The organism is Variovorax sp. PDC80 (assembly GCF_900115375.1).
Classification (GTDB): Bacteria; Pseudomonadota; Gammaproteobacteria; order Burkholderiales; family Burkholderiaceae_C; genus Variovorax.
Genome location: NZ_FOWG01000002.1, coordinates 94,867 through 117,130 on the forward strand (window position 1 = coordinate 94,867; position 22,264 = coordinate 117,130).

At 69.2% G+C, this 22,264-nt stretch carries 19 protein-coding genes; 13 read left to right on the plus strand and 6 right to left on the minus strand.

All coding sequences use genetic code 11. The features are described from left to right. The first annotated feature begins 52 nt into the window (after positions 1 to 52). From ilvC to BM109_RS06050, 5 genes are all read left to right on the plus strand, one after another. Complete coding sequence (gene ilvC, locus BM109_RS06030; RefSeq protein ID WP_093341411.1) at positions 53 to 1,069, plus strand: ketol-acid reductoisomerase; 1,017 nt, start codon at positions 53 to 55, stop codon at positions 1,067 to 1,069. Between the two features lie 183 nt (positions 1,070 to 1,252). Continuing rightward, entirely contained in the window at positions 1,253 to 2,077 is an 825-nt protein-coding gene (pssA, locus tag BM109_RS06035) for a CDP-diacylglycerol--serine O-phosphatidyltransferase (RefSeq protein ID WP_057592484.1), read from the plus strand. A 223-nt stretch (positions 2,078 to 2,300) separates the two neighbouring features. After that, positions 2,301 to 4,007 (plus strand): 2-isopropylmalate synthase, encoded by a 1,707-nt coding sequence (leuA, locus tag BM109_RS06040; RefSeq protein ID WP_093341412.1) that lies wholly within the window; start codon positions 2,301 to 2,303, stop codon positions 4,005 to 4,007. A gap of 50 nt (positions 4,008 to 4,057) precedes the next feature. Beyond that, positions 4,058 to 5,596: a 2-isopropylmalate synthase gene (locus BM109_RS06045; protein WP_093341414.1), complete on the plus strand. Its 1,539-nt coding sequence runs from the start codon at positions 4,058 to 4,060 to the stop codon at positions 5,594 to 5,596. Between the two features lie 117 nt (positions 5,597 to 5,713). Continuing rightward, positions 5,714 to 6,898 carry a serine hydrolase gene (locus BM109_RS06050; RefSeq protein ID WP_093341415.1) on the plus strand — a complete coding sequence of 395 codons (1,185 nt, stop codon included), beginning with the start codon at positions 5,714 to 5,716 and terminating at the stop codon, positions 6,896 to 6,898. 112 nt (positions 6,899 to 7,010) lie between these two features. Here the strand turns inward: BM109_RS06050 and BM109_RS06055 are convergent, their stop codons facing one another. Genes BM109_RS06055 through aat form a run of 3 tightly spaced genes read right to left on the minus strand, consistent with a single transcriptional unit; the run spans position 7,011 to position 9,394 of the window. Further along, positions 7,011 to 7,862, minus strand: coding sequence for an IclR family transcriptional regulator (locus BM109_RS06055; RefSeq protein WP_093341417.1), 852 nt, complete (start codon positions 7,860 to 7,862; stop codon positions 7,011 to 7,013). A 30-nt stretch (positions 7,863 to 7,892) separates the two neighbouring features. Continuing rightward, a complete protein-coding gene (locus BM109_RS06060; RefSeq protein WP_093341418.1) occupies positions 7,893 to 8,642 on the minus strand; it encodes an arginyltransferase in 750 nt (249 codons plus the stop codon). After that, positions 8,639 to 9,394 (minus strand): leucyl/phenylalanyl-tRNA--protein transferase, encoded by a 756-nt coding sequence (gene aat / locus BM109_RS06065; RefSeq protein WP_093341420.1) that lies wholly within the window; start codon positions 9,392 to 9,394, stop codon positions 8,639 to 8,641. The genes BM109_RS06060 and aat overlap by 4 nt, the downstream gene beginning before the upstream one ends. A gap of 237 nt (positions 9,395 to 9,631) precedes the next feature. Here aat and BM109_RS06070 point away from each other — a divergent pair, with 237 nt between their 5' ends. Genes BM109_RS06070 through BM109_RS06080 form a run of 3 tightly spaced genes read left to right on the plus strand, consistent with a single transcriptional unit; the run spans position 9,632 to position 13,395 of the window. Beyond that, positions 9,632 to 11,962: a xanthine dehydrogenase family protein molybdopterin-binding subunit gene (locus BM109_RS06070; protein ID WP_093341421.1), complete on the plus strand. Its 2,331-nt coding sequence runs from the start codon at positions 9,632 to 9,634 to the stop codon at positions 11,960 to 11,962. Positions 11,963 to 11,999: 37 nt separating this feature from the next. Continuing rightward, positions 12,000 to 12,917 carry a helix-turn-helix transcriptional regulator gene (locus BM109_RS06075; protein WP_093341423.1) on the plus strand — a complete coding sequence of 306 codons (918 nt, stop codon included), beginning with the start codon at positions 12,000 to 12,002 and terminating at the stop codon, positions 12,915 to 12,917. A gap of 49 nt (positions 12,918 to 12,966) precedes the next feature. After that, positions 12,967 to 13,395 (plus strand): SRPBCC family protein, encoded by a 429-nt coding sequence (locus BM109_RS06080; protein WP_093341424.1) that lies wholly within the window; start codon positions 12,967 to 12,969, stop codon positions 13,393 to 13,395. Here BM109_RS06080 and pobA read toward each other — a convergent pair. After that, entirely contained in the window at positions 13,365 to 14,546 is a 1,182-nt protein-coding gene (gene pobA, locus BM109_RS06085; RefSeq protein WP_093341425.1) for a 4-hydroxybenzoate 3-monooxygenase, read from the minus strand. The genes BM109_RS06080 and pobA overlap by 31 nt on opposite strands. Before the next feature lie 130 nt (positions 14,547 to 14,676). Here pobA and BM109_RS06090 point away from each other — a divergent pair, with 130 nt between their 5' ends. The 5 genes from BM109_RS06090 to BM109_RS06110 all read left to right on the plus strand — a co-directional run bounded on the left by BM109_RS06090 (position 14,677) and on the right by BM109_RS06110 (position 19,489). Next, on the plus strand, positions 14,677 to 15,447 hold the full coding sequence (locus BM109_RS06090; RefSeq protein WP_057592473.1) for an IclR family transcriptional regulator domain-containing protein: 771 nt from the start codon (positions 14,677 to 14,679) through the stop codon (positions 15,445 to 15,447). A 55-nt stretch (positions 15,448 to 15,502) separates the two neighbouring features. Further along, complete coding sequence (locus tag BM109_RS06095) at positions 15,503 to 16,162, plus strand: response regulator (RefSeq protein WP_057592472.1); 660 nt, start codon at positions 15,503 to 15,505, stop codon at positions 16,160 to 16,162. Between the two features lie 8 nt (positions 16,163 to 16,170). Then, positions 16,171 to 17,508, plus strand: coding sequence for an ATP-binding protein (locus BM109_RS06100; RefSeq protein WP_371268792.1), 1,338 nt, complete (start codon positions 16,171 to 16,173; stop codon positions 17,506 to 17,508). Between the two features lie 114 nt (positions 17,509 to 17,622). Next, positions 17,623 to 19,098 (plus strand): DegQ family serine endoprotease, encoded by a 1,476-nt coding sequence (locus BM109_RS06105; protein WP_093341427.1) that lies wholly within the window; start codon positions 17,623 to 17,625, stop codon positions 19,096 to 19,098. A 34-nt stretch (positions 19,099 to 19,132) separates the two neighbouring features. Continuing rightward, positions 19,133 to 19,489, plus strand: coding sequence for a hypothetical protein (locus BM109_RS06110; RefSeq protein ID WP_093341428.1), 357 nt, complete (start codon positions 19,133 to 19,135; stop codon positions 19,487 to 19,489). 15 nt (positions 19,490 to 19,504) lie between these two features. Here the strand turns inward: BM109_RS06110 and BM109_RS06115 are convergent, their stop codons facing one another. Together BM109_RS06115 and BM109_RS06120 are read right to left on the minus strand one after the other, a co-directional pair. After that, entirely contained in the window at positions 19,505 to 21,466 is a 1,962-nt protein-coding gene (locus BM109_RS06115) for a sensor histidine kinase (RefSeq protein ID WP_093341430.1), read from the minus strand. After that, positions 21,408 to 22,160 carry a response regulator transcription factor gene (locus BM109_RS06120; RefSeq protein ID WP_093341431.1) on the minus strand — a complete coding sequence of 251 codons (753 nt, stop codon included), beginning with the start codon at positions 22,158 to 22,160 and terminating at the stop codon, positions 21,408 to 21,410. Before BM109_RS06120 ends, BM109_RS06115 begins: the two co-directional genes overlap by 59 nt. Positions 22,161 to 22,264: the final 104 nt, after the last annotated feature.

The window sequence follows — 22,264 nt, forward strand, 5'->3', positions numbered from 1 at the left end:
CAGGACGAACGGCACAACACACTGCAACTCGCATATCTATCTGGAGAACATCATGAAGGTTTATTACGACAAGGACGCGGACCTGAGCCTGATCAAGGGCAAGACGGTGGCCATCATCGGTTACGGCTCGCAAGGCCACGCGCACGCGCAGAACCTGAACGACAGCGGCGTCAAGGTCGTGGTCGGCCTGCGCAAGGGCGGCGCTTCGTGGGACAAGGTCGGCAAGGCCGGCCTGCAGGTCGCCGAAGTGGCCGATGCCGTGAAGTCCGCCGACGTCGTCATGATCCTGCTGCCCGACGAGCAGATCGCCAACGTCTACAAGAACGACGTGGCGCCGAACATCAAGGAAGGCGCTTCGCTGGTCTTCGCGCACGGCTTCAACGTGCACTACGGCTTCGTGCAGCCGCGCGCCGACCTCGACGTGTGGATGGTCGCTCCCAAGGCCCCGGGCCACACCGTGCGCAGCACCTACACCCAAGGCGGCGGCGTGCCCCACCTCGTGGCCGTGCACCAGGACAAGACCGGCAAGGCGCGTGACCTCGCGCTGAGCTACGCCACCGCCAACGGCGGCGGCAAGGCCGGCATCATCGAGACCAACTTCCGCGAAGAAACCGAGACCGACCTGTTCGGCGAACAAGCGGTTCTGTGCGGCGGCACGGTCGAGCTGATCAAGGCCGGTTTCGAAACGCTGGTGGAAGCCGGCTACGCGCCCGAAATGGCGTACTTCGAATGCCTGCACGAGCTCAAGCTGATCGTCGACCTGATCTATGAAGGCGGCATCGCCAACATGAACTACTCGATCTCGAACAACGCCGAATACGGCGAGTACGTCACGGGCCCGCGCATCGTGACCGACGAGACCAAGAAGATCATGAAGCAGGTGCTCAAGGACATCCAGACCGGCGAATACGCCAAGAGCTTCGTGCTCGAAGCCGCTGCCGGCCAGCCCACGCTGATCAGCCGCCGTCGCCTGGGTGCAGAGCACCAGATCGAAGTGGTTGGCGAAAAGCTGCGCGCGATGATGCCCTGGATCAAGAAGAACAAGCTGGTCGACCAGACCCGCAACTGATCTCCCGGCGAGCAGGGCGCTCCGGCGCCCGATTCCCCCAAGGGCCACCCTCGCGGTGGCCCTTTTGCTTGGAGGGGCGGGCGTGCCCCTGAACTACACTCCCGGGGATGCGATCCAGTGACCGAATTGCTATCGAAGAGATAGCTGAACCGACAATGCCCATGAGGGACGGAGACCTATCCAATGCATGACGACACCGTCCCCGACGAGGTCCAGCCGCGCAAGCGGCGAAAGGGCATCTACGTCCTGCCGAACCTGTTCACGCTGGCCGCGCTGTTCGGCGGCTTCTATTCGGTCGTGATGGCGATGAACGCGCGCTTCGACCTCGCCGCGCTGGGCGTCTTCGCGGCCATGGTGCTCGACAGCCTCGACGGCCGCGTGGCGCGCATGACCAACACGCAGAGCGCGTTCGGCGAGCAGATGGACTCGCTGTCCGACATGGTCTCGTTTGGCGCCGCGCCAGCGCTGATCGCCTACGAGTGGTCGCTCAAGGGCCTGGGCCGCTGGGGCTGGATCGCGGCCTTCGTCTATTGCGCCTGCGCCGCGCTGCGGCTCGCACGCTTCAACGTCAACACCGGCGTGGTCGACAAGCGCTGGTTCCAGGGCCTGCCGTCGCCCGCGGCGGCGGCGCTGGTGGCCGGCTTCATTTGGCTCATGACCGAATGGGGCAAGCGCGGCGGTGAGGTGTTGTACCTCTCGTGGACGCAGATCACCTGGATCACCTTCGCCTTCACGCTCTATGCGGGCCTCACGATGGTGACCAACGCGCCGTTCTACAGCTTCAAGGACGTGCAGATGAAGAAGAGCGTGCCCTTCGCCGTGATCGTGCTGATCGCGCTCGGCATCGCGGTCATCAACATCCATCCGCCGACGGTGCTGTTCGGCCTGTTCGTGGTCTACGGCCTGAGCGGCTACGTGGTCTATGCATGGCGCAAGGCCAAGGGGCAGCAGACCAGCGTGATCAGCACCTCGACCGAGGAACCCGACGAGCGCGGTTTGCACAACTGAGACAGGCATTGCGGCACTGTCTTCACAAAGTCTCGAAGCCTGTGCTAAATTCGCAACCCTCATGACGAAGATGATTTCGCTGCTGGCCCTACTAGCTCTCCCTCACGGGCGGAGACGGTAGCGCACGCGCAAATCCATCACCACGGCCCGTTCGCACCAGCAACGGGCCGTTTGTTTTTGGGGTTGCTGGTTGATCACCAACCATCACAGCAGAGAAATCGACATGTTGAAGCAACCTCAAGCCAAATACCGTGCGTTCGCGCCCATCGGTCTCAAGGACCGCACCTGGCCCGACGCCGTGCTGACCAAGGCGCCGATCTGGCTGTCGACCGATCTGCGTGACGGCAACCAGGCCCTGGTCGAGCCGATGGACATCACGCGCAAGATGCGCATGTTCGAGACCCTCGTGGCCATCGGCTTCAAGGAGATCGAGGTCGGCTTTCCCTCCGCGTCGCAGGTCGAGTTCGACTTCGTGCGCAAGCTCATCGAGGAAGACCGCATTCCCGACGACGTGACGATCCAGGTGCTGACGCAGGCGCGCGACCACCTGATCGCCCGCACCTTCGAAGCCTTGCAAGGCGCCCCGCGCGCCATCGTCCATCTCTACAACGCCGTGGCGCCCGTGATGCGCCGCGTGGTGCTCGGCATGGACGAGGACGGCATCGTCGAGCTCGCCGCCACGCATGCGCGCATGTTCAACGAGATGGCCGCGAAACAGCCCAACACGCGCTGGACCTTCCAGTACTCGCCCGAGATGTTCTCGGGCACCGACCTCGCGTTCTCCAAGCGCGTGGTCGACGCGGTCACCGCGGTCTGGACGCCGACGCCCGAGCGCAAGTGCATCGTCAACCTGCCGTCGACGGTCGAGCACTCCACGCCGAACATCTTTGCCGACATGATCGAGTGGATGCATCGCAACCTCGAACGCCGCGACGCGATCGTGCTCTCGGTGCATCCGCACAACGACCGCGGCACCGGCACCGCCGCCGGCGAGTTTGCGTTGATGGCCGGCGCCGACCGCATCGAAGGCTGCCTGTTCGGCAACGGCGAGCGCACCGGCAACCTCGACCTCGTCAACGTGGCGCTCAACCTCTACACGCAGGGCGTCTCGCCCGAACTCGACTTCTCGAACATCGACGAGATCCGCGCCACGGTCGAGCACTGCAACCAGATCCCGGTGCATCCGCGCCACCCGTACGTGGGCGACCTGGTCTACACCTCGTTCTCGGGCTCGCACCAGGACGCGATCAAGAAGGCCTTCTCCGCGCGCAAGGACGGCGACATCTGGGACATGCCCTACCTCCCGATCGATCCGAAGGACGTCGGCCGCAGCTACGAGGCCGTGATCCGCGTCAACAGCCAGTCGGGCAAGGGCGGCATCGCCTACCTGCTCGAGAGCGAGTACGGCATCGAGATGCCGCGCCGCCTGCAGATGGAATTCAGCCAGACGGTGCAGCGTGTGATGGACGTCGCGGGCAAGGAGCTCACGGCCGCGGACCTCTGGCAGCTCTTCGTGCGCGAGTACGGCATCGAGTCGGTGCAGGCGCTCCAGCACCGCGTGCTGCAGGAGGAGGGCAAGGACGGCGCCAACCCCTCGGTGCTTCTGCGCGGCGACCTGGCCTGGGACGGCGAGACCGTGGCCATCGAGGGCCGCGGCAACGGTCCCATCGATGCCTTCACGCACGCGCTGAGCGCCGCGACGGGCCATGCGGTGCGCGTCATCGACTACCACCAGCATGCGATCGGCGCCGGTGCCGACGCCAAGGCCGTGGCCTACCTGGAGCTGCGCGTGGACGAGTCGCGCACGCTGTTCGGCGTGGGCATCGACGAGGACACCATCGCCGCGTCGCTGAAGGCGATCGTCTCGGGCGTGGAGCGCGCCAGGGGCAATGGCGCGCACAGCGCACAATCGGAGACCGCGACCGTCTGAGCCTCGATCCGACCGAAGCGCCAGGTGGCCAGAAACGAAGGAGAACCACGATGACCGACCAACTCATAATTTTCGACACCACCTTGCGCGACGGCGAGCAGTCGCCCGGCGCCTCGATGACGCGCGACGAGAAGTTGCGCATCGCCAAGCAGCTCGAGCGGCTGCGGGTCGACGTCATCGAGGCCGGCTTCCCGGCCAGCTCGAACGGCGACTTCGAGGCGGTCAAGGCGATCGCCAACGCGATCAAGGAATCGACGGTGTGCGGCCTGTCGCGCGCCAACGACCGCGACATCGCGCGCGCCGCCGAGGCGCTGAAGGGCGCGGCGCGCGGCCGCATCCACACCTTCATCGCGACCTCGCCGCTGCACATGGAGAAGAAGCTGCGCATGTCGCCCGACGAGGTATACGAGCAGGCCAGACTCGCGGTGCGCTTCGCGCGCAACCAGGTGGGCGACGTGGAATTCAGCCCCGAGGACGGCTACCGCAGCGATCCCGATTTCCTGTGCCGCGTGCTCGAGACCGTGATCGCCGAGGGCGCGACCACCATCAACGTGCCCGACACCGTGGGCTACGCGATCCCCGAGCTCTACGGCAATTTCATCAAGACGCTGCGCGAGCGCATTCCCAACAGCGACAAGGCGATCTGGTCGGTGCACTGCCACAACGACCTCGGCATGGCGGTGGCGAACTCGCTGGCCGGCGTGAAGATCGGCGGCGCGCGCCAGATCGAGTGCACGATCAACGGCCTCGGCGAGCGCGCGGGCAACTGCTCGCTCGAAGAGGTGGTGATGGCCGTGAAGACCCGCAAGGACTACTTCGGCCTCACGCTGAACATCGACACCCAGCACATCGTGGCCGCGAGCCGCATGGTCAGCCAGACCACGGGCTTCGTGGTGCAGCCGAACAAGGCGGTGGTGGGCGCCAATGCCTTCGCGCATGCCTCGGGCATCCACCAGGACGGCGTGCTCAAGGCGCGCGACACCTACGAGATCATGCGGGCCGAGGACGTGGGCTGGGCCGCCAACAAGATCGTGCTGGGCAAGCTCAGCGGCCGCAACGCCTTCAAGCAGCGGCTGCAGGAGCTCGGCGTGGCCATGGAGAGCGAGGGCGAGATCAACGCCGCCTTCCTGCGCTTCAAGGAGCTGGCCGACCGCAAGTCCGAAATTTTCGACGAGGACATCCTCGCGCTTGTCAGCGCGGAGGAGGGTGCGAACGTTGGCGAACAGTTTGCTTTCGTTTCTCTCGCGCAGCACAGCGAAACCGGTGAACGCCCCCAGGCGAAGATCGTCTTCACCGTCCATGGCAAGGAAGTCACGGGCGAGTCGGACGGCAATGGCCCGGTCGATGCTTCCCTGAAGGCCATCGAGTCGCACGTCAAGAGCGGCGCCGAGATGGTGCTTTACTCGGTCAATGCCATCAGTGGCTCGACGGAAAGCCAGGGAGAAGTTACAGTCCGGTTACAAAACGCAGGGCGGGTGGTCAACGGCGTCGGGGCGGATCCCGACATCGTGGTGGCGTCAGCAAAGGCTTATTTGAGTGCGCTCAACAAGTTACAGAGCCAAGCTGAGAGAGTGGCGGCACAAGGTTAGGTTTTCGGGCGATCCTTGGTATTCGAATGAAGAAAAGGATGCAAGTAGCTGATATTGCGTGCCTTTTTTGATTTCGATACACTGCGGTCCTTATTCCTGCCGCTGGAGATTTTGTACATGCCCGAAGCCCGTCTCCACCGCGTTTCAAGCCTTCGCACCCTCGCCGTCGCGTTCTGCGCGACGGCTTTTTTGTTGTCCGGCGCCCAAGCCGCCAAGAAAGAGAAGGCGGCCCCTGCCAAGACGGCGGCCGTCTCGAAGAAAGCCCGCGGCGCTGCGCCGGTCGAGGTGAAGCGCAATGCCGCGTCGTCCAAGGTCGCCAAGCGTGGTGGCCGTGCCGAGCGCGACGACAAGGCCGACAAGGTGGTCCGTGGTGGCCGCAACGTGGTGGCCACCCTGCAAAAGAAGAACGGCAAGACCGTGGTGGCCGTGCAGCGCCGCTCGGTGGTCCGTGTCGAGGCGCCGCCGCGCCAGTCCTTCGGCCAGATGGCCGGCCTGCACACCACCGACGACGCGCTCGAGCTCAAGTCGAGCGTCGCGCTGGTGGTCGACCAGGACACGCACGAGGTGCTGTTCAGCAAGAACGACCACGCCGTGCTGCCGATCGCCTCGCTCACCAAGCTCATGACGGGCCTGCTGATCAGCGAGGCCAAGCTGCCGAACGAAGAGCTCATCACCATCACTCAGGACGACGTCGACACCGAGAAGCGCAGCAGCTCGCGCCTGACGGTCGGCACCACGCTCACGCGCGGCGAACTGCTGCACCTGGCGCTGATGTCGAGCGAGAACCGCGCCGCCCACGCGCTGGGCCGCACCTATCCAGGTGGCCTGAGCACCTTCGTGAGCATCATGAACGCCAAGGCGCGCATGCTCGGCATGAAGGACACGCGCTACGTCGAGCCCACCGGCCTGTCGAGCCGCAACCAGTCGAGCGCGCAGGACCTGGCGTTGCTGGTGAACGCCGCCTACGCCGACGCCACCGTGCGTTCGCTGTCCACCTCGCCCGAATACCAGGTCGAGGTCGGCCGCCGCACCTTGCAGTTCAACACCACCAACCGCCTCGTGAAGAGCCCCGATTGGGACATCGGCGTGCAGAAGACCGGCTACATCTCCGAAGCCGGTCAGTGCCTGGTGATGCAGGCCCGGGTCGCGGGCCGCAAGCTGATCATGGTGTTCCTCGATTCGGCCGGCAAGTTCAGCCGCATCGCCGACGCCGAGCGCGTGCGCCGCTGGGTCGAGGCCACGCACGCCGTGCCGGGTTCGCCGGCCGCCTCGCGCGCCGTGGCGTACCAGATCGCAGGCTGAGCGGGTCTGCCCAAAGACGAAAGCCGGCGGTTGCCGGCTTTTTTCATGGTGCGGGGGAAGAGCTTCGACCCCTGAGGGTCGCCGCAAGGGCCTGAAACGCGCCCAGGCGCGCTCAAGCCCCCACGGAGGGGGATGGGCCGCCCGGCGACCCCGAAGCGGCCGCCACGGCCCCGGCAGCGGGTGCCACGCCCTGCTTGAAGCCCAGCGCTTCCGAGATCTCGTTCGCCGTTGCCTGCAGCTTGGGCAGCCAGCCTTCGTCGAGCCGGTCGGCCGGCGCCGAGATCGACAGCCCCGCGACCAGCTTGCCCTGGTCGTCGTAGATGCCGGCGGCCATGCAGCGCACGCCCAGCTCCAGCTCTTCGTTGTCGCGCGCGATGCCGTACTGGCGCGCCTTCGACAGCTCGCGCTCGAGCGCTGGCAGCTGCGTGATGCTGTTGCGCGTGTGGCCGGCCAGCCCGGTGCGGGTGGCGTAGCTGCGCACCCGCTGCGGATCGTCCGCGGCCAGGAACAGCTTGCCGGTGGAAGTGAGGTGCAGGGCGGCGCGGCCGCCGATGGCGCGCACCACCTGCATGCCCGAGCGCTCGCTGTAGGAGCGCTCGATGTACACGATCTCGTCGCCCTGGCGCATGCTGAGGTTGACCGGCTGCTGCGTGAGCTTGTGCAGCTCGCGCATCGGGCCCAGCGCGGCGTCGCGCACGTTGAGCCGGCCCTTGACCAGGTTGCCGAGCTCCAGCAGGCGCATGCCGAGCCGGTAGCTGCCGGCCTCGGGACGGTCGACGAAGCGGCCGACCGCGAGGTCGTTGAGGATGCGGTGGGTGGTGGAGGGATGAAGCCCCGTCTTTTCGCTGATTTCCTTCAGGGAAATGGCTTCTTCGCGCGAGGCCAGCACGTCGATCAGCGCGAACATGCGTTCGATGACCTGGATGACGGGGGTGGCCGGAATGTCTGAATGGTTTTTTCTCATGGCGCTGTGCGGTGAAGACCGGGCGCCATTTTATCTTGTGAAATCGCTGGCGCGCTGCCAGCGGCCGTCGATCAGCAATTCGTGGGGCGCGAAGCGCGCCTTGTAGTTCATCTTCGGGCTGTGTTCGATCCAGTAGCCCAGGTAGACGTGGGGCAGGCCGAGCTTGCGCGCCTGCTCGATCTGCCAGAGCACGCTGTAGGTGCCGTAGGCCATGCCGTCCTCGGGCTCGTAGAAGGTGTAGACGGCCGAGATGCCGTCGTTGAGCACGTCGAGGATCGACACCATCTTGAGCGCGCCCGCGCTGCCGTCGGGCAGGGTCTCGCGGAACTCCACCAGTCGCGAGTTCACGCGGCTCTGCAGCAGGAACTGGGTGTACTGGTCGATGCTGTCGTGGTCCATGCCGCCGCCCGCGTGGCGGCCGTTCTGGTAGCGCAGGTAGAGCTGGTAGTGCTCGGGCACGAAGCACAGCTTGAGCACGCGGGCCTGCAGGTCGACGTGCTGCTTGGCGGCACGGCGCTGGCTGCGCGAGGCCTTGAAGGCATTGGCCAGCACCCGCAGCGGCACGCAGGCGCGGCAGCCGTCGCAGTACGGGCGGTAGGTGAACATGCCGCTGCGCCGGAAGCCGCTGAGCACCAGGTCCGAGTACGCGTCGTTGTGGATCAGGTGGCTGGGAGTGGCCACCTGCGAGCGGGCCTGGCGGTCCGGCAGGTAGCTGCAGGGATAGGGCGCGGTCGCGTAGAACTGCAGCGTGTGGAGCGGGAGATCCTTGAGGTGCGTCACGTCGGGTGAGAGGGTCGCGCAGACAGGAGTTCGGACCAGTATACGGGCTCGAAACGCCAGGCGGGCCCCGTCGCTTCCCGAGCCCGGGCCACGTGTTCGACGAAGCACGCGCGCGGCATTTCGTGCGCGCCCAGGCTCGCGAGGTGGGCCGTGTTCTGCTGGCAGTCGATCATCCGCACGCCGAAGCGCCGGCACAGGCACACCAGTGCCGCCAGCGCGGTCTTCGAGGCGTCGGGGCGGCGCGTGAACATCGACTCGCCGAACACCGCGCCGCCGATCGCCACGCAGTAGAGGCCGCCCGCGAGTTCGCCGTCGATCCAGGTCTCGACGCTGTGGGCATGGCCGGCCCGGTGCAATTCGGTATAGGCGGCGACCATGTCGGGCACGATCCAGGTGCCCGACTGGCCCGGGCGGGCCGAGCCCGAGCAGGCCCGGATGACGGCCCCGAAGTCGTGGTCGATGCGGATCTCGCAGCCCGGCGCCTGCGCGAAGCGCGTCAGCGTCTTGCGCAGCGAGCGGTGGAGCCGGAAATCGGCCACCTGCAGCACCATGCGCGGATCGGGGCTCCACCACAGGATCGGCTGGTCCTCGCTGAACCAGGGGAAGACGCAGCGGCCGTAGGCGCGCAAGAGAGTATCGACGTCGAGCGAGCCGCCGGCGGCCAGCAGCCCGGGCACGGGATCGGCGATCCCCCACGCCGTCGAGGGGTCGGGCAGGGCATCGCCGGGTTCGAGCCAGGGCAGTTGTCGCATGGCCGTAGGTATACACGGCTTGCGGGGCGCATCTTCGTGTCAGAGGCGAAAACCCAACGCCGGCTCCGCCGCGGGCCCCTCGGGCATGCCCCTTTCTGGTGCCCTCCCAATGCACTCGTCCAAAGGCGCACACGTTTGCTCCAGCTCACATATAGTGCGGAGCTTCCTTCGAAGAAGCACCCCATGACGGTCTCCGCGCGCCAGCGTTGTGCGCGGGCCCGGTACAAGAGGACCACGTTGACCACAGACCCCAATCCCATGCGTTTCGGCAGCGGCCAGGCCGTGCGCCGGCTCGAAGACCAGAGTCTTCTTTCAGGCGCCGGCCGCTACACGGACGATGTGTCCCTGCCGAGCCAGTCCCACCTGGTCTTCCTGCGTTCTCCCTACCCTCATGCGCGCATCGCCTCGGTCGACGCCTCGGCGGCGCTCGCGCTGCCGGGGGTGCTCGCCGTGATCACCGGCGCCGACCTGGCCGCGGCCGGCGTCAAGCCGATGCCCGGCGCCGCCGGCTTCAAGCGTGCCGACGGCGGCGACAGCGCCAGCCCCGCGCGCCATGCCATCGCGCACGAACGCGTGCGCTTCGTCGGCGAGGCCGTCGCCGTGGTGGTGGCCGACACCGTGCAGCAGGCGCGCGACGCGGCCGAAGCCGTGATGGTCGAGTACGAGGAGCTGCCGATGGTCGTCGACCTCGCGGCCGCCACCGCCGACGGCGCGCCGCAGCTGTGCGACGAGGCCGGCGGCAACATCGCGGCCGAGATGCGCCACGGCAGCAGCGAGGCCGCCACGGCCGCCTTCGCCAAGGCCGCCCATGTGGTGGCGCTCGACGTGGTCAACCAGCGCGTGGTGGCGCTGACCATCGAGCCGCGCTCGGTGCTCGCCGCGCCCGACGCCGACACCGGCCGCCTCACGATCCGCATGAGCACCCAGATGCCCTCGGGCGTGCGCGACTCGATCTGCGCCGCCATCGGCCTGGCCAAGGACAAGGTCCGCGTGGTGGTCGGCGACGTCGGCGGCGGCTTCGGCATGAAGACCGGTGCCTATCCCGAGGACATCGCGGTGGCCTTCGCGGCGCTGCAGGTGAAGCGCCCCGTGAAATGGGTGGCCGACCGCAGCGAGGAATTCCTCTCGAGCGCCCATGGCCGCGACATCGAGGCCAAGGCCGAGCTCGCGCTCGACGCCAAGGGTCGCATCCTCGCGCTGCGCATCAAGACGCTGGCCAACGTCGGTGCCTATGCCACCGGCACCGGCGTTGCGATCCAGCTGCTGATCGGCCCCTGGGTGCAGACCAGCGTCTACGACATCCAGACCATCGACTTCCACTTCAAGGCGGTGCTCACCAACACCGCGCCCACCGGCGCCTACCGCGGCGCCGGCCGGCCCGAGGCGATCTTCACCATCGAGCGACTGATGGACGAGGCCGCGCGCCAGACCGGCATCGACCGCATCGAGCTGCGCCGGCGCAACTTCATCCGCCCCGAGCAGATGCCGTACAAGAACCCGATGGCGCAGACCTACGACACTGGCAAGTTCGAGTCGGTGATGGACCAGGCGCTGGGCCTGGCCGACTGGAACGGCTTCGAGGGCCGCGCCGCCGAATCGGCGCGCAACGGCCGGCACCGCGGCCTGGGCATCGCCACCTTCCTCGAATGGACTGGCGGCAACGTGTTCGAGGAGCGCGTCACCGTCTCGGTGCAGGCCGACGGCGTGATCGAGGTGTTCTCGGCCGTCAACGCCATGGGGCAGGGCATCGCCACCTCGCTGGCGCAGCTCGCGGTCGACGCCTTCGGCGTGCCGATCGAGAAGGTGCGCGTGGTGCTCGGCGACACCGACCGCGGCGACGGCTTCGGCAGTGCGGGTTCGCGTTCGCTCTTCACCGGCGGCTCGGCGGTGCGCATCGGCGCCGAGCGCACCATCGACAAGGCGCGCGAACTCGCGGCCCAGGAATTCGAGGTGGCGATCGACGACGTGACCTACAGCCGCGGCGCCTTCGCCGTGATCGGCACCGACCTCGAGCTCGACCTGTTCACGCTGGCCGGCAAGCAGCCCGAGCGCGAGATCTTCGTCGACTCCACCAGCACCGTGGCCGGCCCGACCTGGCCCAACGGCTGCCACATCTGCGAGATCGAGATCGATCCGCCCACCGGCGAGATCAGCGTGGTGGCCTACAGCTCGGTCAATGACGTGGGCCGCGTGGTCAACCCGATGATCGTGCGCGGCCAGCTCGAGGGCGGCGCCGTGCAGGGCATCGGCCAGGCGCTCTACGAGCAGGTGGTGTACGACCACGAGACCGGCCAGCCCGTCACCGGCAGCCTGATGGACTACGCCGCGCCGCGCGCCGACATCGTCAGCACCATGTTCCACATGGAGATGGACGAATCGACGCCCTGCAAGAACAACCCGCTGGGCGTGAAGGGCGTGGGCGAACTGGGCACCATCGGTGCCACGCCGGCCATCGTCAATGCCGTGGCCGACGCCTTCGCGCGCAACGGCCTCGCCGCGCGCGCGCCGCGCCTGCACATGCCGCTGAGCCCTTCGCGCGTGTGGCAGGCGATGCAGACGGTCGACTGAGGACCCGCCGCACGGCCGGTACTGCGGGAGAACCATCATGCTCGTGGTCACCGAGCTGCAGACCGAGCCGATCCGGGTCTCGAGCTACCGCTGCGACGCGGGCCCCGATGCCCCGCCTTTCGCCGAGATGCACGAGGGCCATTCGGTCTCGTACGTGCGCAAGGGCAGCTTCGGTTACCGCACGCGCGGCCATGCCTACGAGCTCGTGGCCGGCTCGGTGCTCGTCGGCGCGCCGGGCGACGAGTACGTCTGCACCCACGACCACCATGTCTGCGGCGACGAGTGCCTGGCCTTCCACCTCTCGCCGGGCTTCGTCGAGCTGATCGGCGGCGGGCGCGGCACCTGGCAGGCCGGCGGCCTGCCGCCGCTGTCCGGGCTGATGGTGCTCGGCGAACTCGCGCAGGCCGCGGTCGAGGGGCGCAGCGATCTCGGCCTCGACGAGGTCGGCATGCAGTTCGCCCATCGCTTCGTCGACCTCGTGGAAGGGCGCGATGCGCCGCGGCCTGGAGCGGCCCCCGCGCGCGACCGGCGCCGCGCCGTCGATGCCGCGATGTGGATCGCCGAGGGTTCGCACGAGGACATCGGCCTCGAGCAGGCCGCGGCCGAGGCCGGGCTCAGCGCCTTCCATTTCCTGCGGCTGTTCTCCCAGGTGCTGGGCGTCACGCCGCACCAGTACCTCGTGCGCTCGCGGCTGCGCCATGCGGCGCGCCTGCTCGCCGACGGCGACCGTCCCGTGACCGAGATCGCGCTCGACGTGGGCTTTGCCGACCTCAGCAATTTCGTGCGCACCTTCCGGCGCGCCGCCGGTGTCTCGCCGGGCGATTTCCGCCGTGCCGCGCGCGGCGACCGCAAGATTCTCCAAGACCGCCTTGCGGCCTTGCTCGACGATGAGCGCCTGATCCATTCATCGACCAGGAAGCCATCGCCATGCATCACGCCATCGAACTCGAACTGACAGTCCCGGCCTGCGCAGGCCGCCATCCCTGAGCGCGAAGGAGCCCGCCATGGCCACCATCCACCGGGAATTCGAACTCGTCGCGAGCGCGGCACAGGTCTGGGACGCGCTGCGCGACTTCCGCGCCGTGCATCAACGGCTCGCGCCGGGCTTCCTCACGGGCTGTCGCATCGACGAGGAGGGCGCGCGCATCCTCGACTTCTCCAACGGCAGCGTGGCGCGCGAGCTGCCGGTGTCGATCGACGAGTCGTTGCGCCGCATCGCCTACACCGTCACCGGCAGCCGCATGCGGCATCACCATGCGTCGGCGCAGGTGTTCGACGCGGGCGAAGGGCGCTCGCGCTTCGTCTGGATCACCGACGTGCTGCCCGACGAGCTCGCGCCCTACATCGCCGGCATGATGGACGAGGGCGCGGCCGCGATGAAGAAGAAGCTCGAGGCCGAGGCTCAGAAGTCCTCGAGCGGCAGCCCGACGTAGTTCTCGGCCAGCGAGGTCGAGGCCGCGTGCGAATGCACGAGGTAGTCGAGCTCGGCCTCCTGGATCTTCTGGCCGAAGGCGCCGGTCTCGGGGAAGCGGTGCATCAGCGAGGTGAACCACCACGAGAAGCGCTCGGCCTTCCAGACCCGGCGCAGGCACAGGTCGGAATAGCGGTCGAGCGCCGAGGCCGAGCGCTCGCGGTAGAAGATCTCGAAGGCGCGCGACAGGTAGCCCACGTCGGCGGTCGCGAGGTTCAGCCCCTTGGCGCCGGTCGGCGGCACGATGTGCGCCGCGTCGCCGGCCAGGAACAGCGAGCCGAAGCGCATCGGCTCGGCCACGAAGCTGCGCAGCGGCGCGATGCTCTTCTCGAGCGAAGGCCCGGTCACCAGCCGCTCGCGCGCTTCCGGGTCGAGGCGCGCGCGCAGTTCGTTCCAGAAGGCCTCGTCGCTCCAGTTCTCCACCCGTTCCTCGGTCGGCACCTGCACGTAGTAGCGGCTGCGCGTGGCGCTGCGCATGCTGCACAGCGCGAAGCCGCGTTCGGTGTTGGCGTAGATCAGCTCGTGCGACACCGGCGGCACGTCGGCCAGCACGCCGAGCCAGCCGAAGGGGTAGACCTTCTCGTAGGTCTGGATCGCATCGGCCGGCACGCTCGCGCGGCTCACGCCGTGGTAGCCGTCGCAGCCGGCGATGAAGTCGCATTCGATCTCGTGCGTCTGGCCGTCCTTCTCGTAGCGCACGCGCGGCGAGCGCGAATCGAAGTCGTGCAGGCTCACGTTGGCCGCGCTGTAAATGGTGGTCAGGCCCTCGGCCGCGCGCGCTTCCATCAGGTCGCGCGTCACCTCGGTCTGGCCGTACACGGTGACCTGCTTGCCGCCCGTGAGGCCGTGCATGTCGATGCGATGGCGCGCGCCCTTGAACAGCAGCTCGATGCCCCCGTGCGGCAGGCCCTCGGCCTTGGCGCGGGCGTCGACGCCGGCACGTTCCAGCAGGTCCATCGTGACCTGTTCGAGCACGCCCGCGCGGATGCGCCCGAGCACGTAGTCGCCGCTCTGGCGTTCGACGATGACGTTGTCGATGCCGGCCTTGAACAGAAGCTGGCCGAGCAGAAGGCCGGCCGGGCCGGCGCCGATGATCGCTACCTGGGTGCGCATGTCGATGTCTCCGAGAAGTTCCGCGAAGCGTAGGGCGAGCGCGCCGCCCTGACACGCCGGCCGATGCGGCTGTGTGCGATCATGCGAATGGCTGCGCGATGATCGCGCAACTTCCCGCTTCGCCTCAATCATGACCATCGCCAGAGCCGACTTCATCGAGGGCATCGCCAAGGGAATGGCGGTGCTCGAAAGCTTCGACACCGAGCGCCAGCGCCTCAACGCCACCCTGGCGGCCGAGCGCGCCGGCCTCACGCGCGCCGCGGCGCGCCGGCACCTGCTGACCTTGGCGCACCTGGGCTACCTCGAGACCGACGGCAGCTACTTCTGGATGGCGCCCAAGGTGCTGCGCTTCTCGGGCAGCTACCTGGCCTCGTCGCGCCTGCCGCGCGCGCTGCAGCCCACCCTGAACCGGCTCGCGGCGCAGACCGGCGAATCCTTCTCGGCCGTGGTGCTCGACGGCGAGGAGGTGGTGATCGTGGCGCGCAGCGGCAGCTACGGCACGCCCACGCGCGTGCTGGCCTATGGCCTGCACCTGGGCGCGCGGCTGCCGGCCCATGCCACCTCCACCGGCCGTGTGCTGCTGGCCGCGCTGCCGCCGGCCGAGTTCACGCGCTGGCTCACGGGCCGCCACCTGGCGCGCCTCACGCCGCAGACCACCACCCAGGCGCGCGCGCTGCGCCAGTTGGTGACGCGCGCGCGCAAGGAAGACCACTGCTTCGCGAGCGAGGAGCACGAGCTCGGCGTGCAGGCGCTGGCCGTGCCGCTGCGCGACATGCAGGGCCACACGGTGGCCGCGCTCAACGTGGTGCTGTCGGGCGCGCGCTACCAGGAGGAGGCCGTGCGGCGCGACATGCTGCCGCTGTTGTTCGAGGCCGCGCGCGAGGTGCGCGCGCTGCTTTGAACTTCGCCCGGTCCCTCCGCCTCGAACCGCCAAACCAGAACATCAGGAACCCGCCATGCGACTGCTGCTCCTCGAAGACGACGTGATGATCGGCGAAGCCGTGCTCGACCTGCTGCGTGCCGAGCAGTACGCGGTCGACTGGGTCAAGGACGGCGACAGCGCCGAGTCGGCGCTGCGCACCCAGGATTACGACCTGGTGCTGCTCGACCTCGGCGTGCCGCGCCGCGACGGCCTGGAGGTGCTGCGCAACCTGCGCGCGCGCAAGCAGCGCATGCCGGTGCTGATCGCCACCGCGCGCGACTCGATCCAGCAGCGCATCGAGGGCCTGGACGCCGGCGCCGACGACTACGTGCTCAAGCCCTACGACCTCGACGAGCTGCTGGCGCGCATCCGCGCGCTGCTGCGCCGCGCGGCCGGGCGCGCCGAGCCGGTCTACGAGCACATGGGCGTGAGCATCAATCCCGCCACCCGCGAGGTCAGCGTGGCCGGCCAGCCGGTGGTGCTGTCGGCCCGCGAATGGGCCGTGCTCGAGCCGCTGCTGGCACGGCCCGGCATGGTGCTATCGCGCGCGCAGCTCGAGGAGAAGCTCTACAGCTGGAAGGACGAGATCAGCAGCAACGCGGTCGAGGTCTACGTGCACGGCCTGCGCAAGAAGCTCGGCGCGGAGCTGATCCGCAACGTGCGCGGCGTCGGCTACATGGTGCCGAAGGCGTGAGGGGCGTGATGGGACTGGCCGCGCGCATGACCGGCTCGCTGCGCGCGCGCCTGCTGTGGTTCCTGCTCGCGGCCATCGTGCTGGCGGCCGGCGCGCAGGCGCTGGTGGCCTACCGCACCGTGCTCAAGGAAGCCGACGAGATCTTTGATTACCACATGCAGCAGATGGCGCTGTCGCTGCGCGCCGGCCTGCCGCCCAGCGCGGCGGTGGGCGGCCTCGGCGGTGCCGAGCAGAACTTCGATTTCGTGGTGCAGGTCTGGACCGCCGACGGCGTGCGCATCTTCGAATCGGCCGACCAGGCCGCGCTGCCGCAGCTCGCGGTGCTGGGCTTCGCCGACGTGCGCGCGCGCGGCACCACCTACCGCGTGTTCTCGATGCAGACGCGCGGGCTGGTGATCCAGGTGGCGCAGGACATGGCGGCGCGCCAGCACATGGCCGGCACCCTGGCGCTGCGCACCGTCGCGCCGGTGGCGCTGATGGCGCCGCTGCTGATGCTGGTCGTGTGGTGGGTGGTGAGCCGCTCGCTCGCGCCGGTGGCGCGCGTGCGCACCCAGGTGGCGTCGCGCCAGGCCGACGATCTCTCGCCCGTGAGCGAGGAGAAACTGCCCGACGAGGTGCGCCCGCTGGTGCAGGAACTCAACCTGCTGTTCGACCGCGTGCGGCAGGCCTTCGAGGCGCAGAAGCACTTCGTGGCCGACGCCGCGCACGAGCTGCGTTCGCCGCTGGCCGCGCTCAAGCTGCAGGTGCAGGGCCTGCAGCGCGCCACCGACGACGGCGCGCGCGAGCTCGCCGTCGGCCGATTGGTGGCGGGCATCGACCGCGCGACGCGGCTGGTCGAGCAGATGCTCGCGCTCGCGCGCCACGAGGCCAGCATGGCCGCGGGCGCGCCGCCCGAGCCGGTGGCGCTCGCGGAGGTGGCGCGACTGGCCGTGTCGGACGCCGTGGCCGCGGCCCAGGCGCGGCGCATCGACATCGGCATCGCGCGCGCCGACGAGGGCGCCGCGGTGAAGGGCCAGCCCGAGGCGCTGCGCATGCTGCTGCGCAACCTGCTCGAGAACGCCGTGAAGTACACGCCCGAGGACGGCCGCGTCGACATCGCGATCGCGCGCCAGGGCGAGGCGGTCGAGCTCAGCGTCGACGACAGCGGCCCGGGCCTGCCGCCCACCGAGCGCGAGCGCGTGCTCGACCGCTTCTACCGCTCGGGCGAGCCGCAGGCGCCGGGCAGCGGGCTCGGCCTCTCGATCGTCAAGTCGATCGCCGAGCTGCATGGCGCGAGCGTGGCGCTCGATGCCTCGCCGAGCCTGGGCGGGCTGCGGGTGGTGGTGCGCTTTCCGCAGCACGCCTGACACCGCGGCCGAGGCCGGCCGGATCGTTCAGCGGCGTTTAAGCGGCGCTTAAGCGAGCGCAACGACATTCCTTCCATCGCATCAGCGTCACGACGCAATGAAAGGAACCGATCCATGAACACCCGACTGACTTCGCCCCGTGCCTTGGTCCTGGCCCTGGCCACCGCGGGCGTGATCGGCGCCGTCGGCGCCGGCGCCTACACCAGCGCGCGCGCCGTGGGCACGCCCACCAACGCCACCGCGACCGCGCCGGCCGCCATGGTCACGCTGCCCGACTTCTCGACCATCACCGCGCGCGACGGCGCGGCCGTGGTCAACATCAGCGTCACCGGCACCATGAAGGCCTCGGACGACGAGGAGGCCGCGCAGATCCAGGGCATCGATCCCGACGATCCGATGTTCCAGTTCTTCCGCCGCTTCCAGGGCCAGATCAACCCGCGCGGCCAGCAGCAGCGCGACGTGCCGGTGCGGGCCCAGGGCTCGGGCTTCATCGTCGACGCCAACGGCATCATCCTGACCAACGCCCACGTGGTGAAGGACGCGAAGGAAGTCACCGTCAAGCTCACCGACCGCCGCGAGTACCGCGCCAAGGTGCTGGGCGCCGATGCCAAGACCGACATCGCGGTGCTCAAGATCGACGCCAAGAACCTGCCCGTGCTCGCGCTGGGCAACACCAAGGACCTGAAGGTCGGCGAATGGGTGCTGGCCATCGGCTCGCCCTTCGGCTTCGAGAACACCGTGACGGCCGGCGTGGTCAGCGCCAAGGGCCGCACGCTGCCCGACGACAGCTACGTGCCCTTCATCCAGACCGACGTGGCGGTGAACCCCGGCAACTCGGGCGGCCCGCTGCTCAACACGCGCGGCGAGGTGGTCGGCATCAACTCGCAGATCTACAGCCGCAGCGGCGGCTATCAGGGCGTGTCGTTCTCGATCCCGATCGACGTGGCGGTGCAGGTCAAGGACCAGATCGTCGCCACCGGCAAGGCGGTGCACGGCCGCCTCGGTGTGGCGGTGCAGGAAGTGAACCAGGCCTTCGCCGATTCCTTCAAGCTCGACAAGCCCGAGGGCGCGCTGGTCTCGAACATCGAGAAGGGCGGCCCCGGCGACAAGGCGGGCCTGAAGGCCGGCGACGTGATCCGCAAGGTCGGCGACCAGCCCATCGTGTCCTCGGGCGACCTACCCGCGGTGATCGGCCAGCAGGCGCCCGGCACCAAGGTCACGCTCGAGGTGTGGCGCCAGGGCGAGCGCCAGGAGCTGACGGCGAAGCTCGGCGATGCCAGCGACAAGCCGGCCCAGGTCGCGAAGGCCGACAAGGCCACCGGCCAGGGCAAGCTGGGCCTGGCGCTGCGTCCGCTGCAGCCCGACGAGAAGCGCGAGGCAGCGGTCGAGACCGGCCTGCTGATCGAGGACGCGGCCGGCCCGTCGGCGATGGCCGGCGTGCAGGCCGGCGACGTGCTGCTGGCGATCAACGGCACGCCCGCCAAGACCGTGGAGCAGGTGCGCGAGGTGGTCGCGAAGGCCGACAAGTCGGTGGCGCTGCTGATCCAGCGCGGCGACGACAAGATCTTCGTGCCGGTGCGCATCGGCTGACCGCCCCGGGCCGGACCCCGACGCGCGACGACCGATGAAGCCGCCGCACCGACGGTCTTCGGCTCCGCAGGCCGAACGCCTCGACCCTGCCGACAGCGCCGCCAACGGGCTGTCGGCCCACATCCTGCCGACCTCCGCCACCATGATCGGCGTGTGCATGACCGTGATGTCCATCGGGCACCTCGGTCCGCGCGACGATCTGCGGCTGGTGATCGATCGGCTGCTCGCGGTCGACGCGCTGGTCTTCCTGGCCAGCGCGTTGCTGTCGTTCATCTCGATGCGCATGCGGCGCTCGGGCGCGCGGCTCGAGGCCTGGGGCGAGGTGGTGTTCATCGCGGGCCTGGCGCTGCTGGCGCTCGGCGCGGTGGCGCTGACTTTCGCCTTGCGTTGAGCCCGGCGCCCGCGTTCAGTGCTGCGGGCAGTCGATCGCGCCCGGCCACTCGAGCGTGATGCGCGTGCCGCCGGCGGTGTTCTCTTCCTGCTCGACCGCCGTGATCTCCAGCCGCGCGCCGATGCTCAGCGCGCGCGCCCGCATGTTCGCGATGCCGTGTCCCGTCGTCTTCGGCGCGGTGCCCGTGGGCCGCAGTCCGACGCCGTTGTCCGTCAGCACGATGTGCACGCGCGGCGGCTGTACGTCGGCCTGCCAGCGCGCATGCAGCACGATGCGCGTGGCGCGCGCGTGCTTGAGCACGTTGGTGAAGGCCTCGAGCAGGATGCGCTGCAACTGCAGCGCGGCCTGGGCCGAGAACGGCGCCACCGGCGGGATCACGCCCACGTCCCACACCAGCGCGATGCCGGCCGCGTCCAGCCGCGGCTGCAGCCGGTAGCGCAGGGTGGCGAGCACGGTGGCGAGGTCGTCGTGCGTGGGCTGCAGCGAGTCGACCGCCATGCGCATCTCGTCGAGCGCGAGCTTCACGTGCTCCTCGACCACCGCGCGATCGGGCGCGGGCTGGGTCACGACATTGAGCAGGCCCACGAGCTGCGAGCCGACGCCGTCGTGGATCTCGCGCATGATGCGCTGCCGCTCGAGCAGCACGGCCTGTTCCTGCTGCTGCAGCCGCAGCGCGTCGAAGGCCACGCGCAGCTGCCCCTCGCGCTCGGCCACGCGCTCGGCCAGGGTGGCGTTGAGCGCGCCGTAGTCGGCCACGGTGCGGCTGTAGCGGTCGACCACCAGGCCCGCGAGGATCAGCACGAAGAAGAACATCGCGCGCGGCGTCTGCGAAGTGTCGGAGCCGCCGAAAAAGCCCATGCGCACCAGCAGCAGGTCGTGCATGCCCGCGAGGATCGCGAGCACGCCCGCCAGCAGCAGCACCATGGCGATCGTGCGGCGCTCGACCCAGGCGCTGCGCGCCACCACCGGCAGGCAGGCCACGCCGGTGAGGTTCAGCAGCACCAGGCCGGCGGTCCACAGTGCCGGCCAGGCCAGCACGAAGGAGGCGATGGCGCTCGCGACCGCGATGCCCATGGCCGCGTAGAGCGCGCGCACCAGCCCCGCCGGGCCGCGCTGCAGCACCAGCAGCACGAAGCGCGTGATGAGCCCGATGTGCAGCGCATAGCAGACCGCGATCACCACGCCCCAGAGCGGCCAGGGCAGGTTCATGTCGGGCCGCACCCGGTCGACGTTGTGCGGCAGGCCCGAGAGCGCGGCGAGCGCGAAGCAGCCATAGAGCGCCTCGCGCTGGCGCAGCCAGAGCGCGCCCGACAGGCAGCCCATCAGCGCGAGGATGGCCGCGTTGGCGATCACAGAGGTGTGGCGCCAGCGCTGGTAGACGCGGTAGCGCGGCAGCAGCTCGCGCTCGGTGCCGTACTGCAGCGTGGCCAGCGCCGCGCCGCGCTGGCGCTGCACGGTGGTGCGGATCACCAGTTCCTGCGCCGCGCCCGTGCGCTGCAGCGAGGCGGCCACCGGCACGAAGGGCGTGCCCTTGGTGTCGTAGGACGGATCGCCCAGCGTGCCGAAGCCCGCGAGCGGCGTGCCGTTGAACTCGATCGCGACCTGGTTGCCCACGCCCGCGAACAGCAGCGCGGCCGGCTCGCTCGCGGGCGCCGCCGCCGCGGGCAGGGCGATGCGGTAGGTGGCCTTGCCGCCGCGGCCCGGAAAGGCCTGGTCCCAGCGGAACGGCAGCTGCACGCGGCGCTCCTCGGCGGGCAGGCCGTCGGGCTCGAGGCGGGCCTCGGCGCTGGTGACGGTGTAGGGCGTGGCGGTGCCGCCGCCGGTACTGCTGGCGGCGGCCGGGCCGGCGATCAGCAGCAGCGCGGCGACCAGGGTGAACAGGAAGCGCAGATCGGACGAAGAGGCGGCGGAAGGATGCTCAGGGCAGCCAGCCCAGGTTGCGCGCCTCGAACACGGCTTCGGACTTGTTGTGGACATCCAGCTTGCCGTAGATATTGCGGATATGGGTTTGGACGGTCGAAGCCGAGACTCCCATCTGCGCGCCGACTTCGGCATAGGTGAAACCACGGGAAACGAGGTCCAGCACCTCCGATTCGCGCGGCGACAACCGCACCGGCGGCGTGCGCGGGAGCGCCGAGGATGCCATGGCCGAGCCGATGGTGCCCTGGGCCAGTCCCACCAGCGCGCTGGCGCCGGCATGCAGGGGCGCGTCGGTGCGCGCCTGCCAGCGGCGCAGCAGCTGCCGCGCGATCACCGGCGACATCGGCGAGCCGCCCGCGCGCAGGTGGCGGATGTGGGCCGCGAGCTCGCTCTCGGTGCCGTCCTTGAGCAGGTAGCCGCTGGCGCCGGCCTCGAAGGCGCGCAGCATGTTGGCCTCGTCGCCGAAGATCGACAGCACCATCACCGCGCAGGCCGGCTGCATGCTGCGGCAGCGGTCGATGACCTGCAGGCCCGGCAGGTCGGGCAGGCCCAGGTCGACCAGCAGCACGTCGACCGCGTTGTCCTCGAGCCAGGCGAGCAGCTCGGTCGCTGTCGAGGCGCTGTGGGCCAGGGTCAGCGAGGGATCGGCATCGACCACGCGGGCCAGGCGTTCGCGCATGCCGGTGTCGTCCTCGACCAGCGCGACCTGCGTGGTCGAGAGAAGGGGGGCGGCTGCGGTGTCGATGGCCATGGCGCGGAGGCGGCGGTCCTCGGGTGGGTGGACTCCGCAGCGTAGGGGCCGGCGCGCGCCGTGCCCATCCTATATACGTGGGATACGTGGAGGAGTGGACCGCG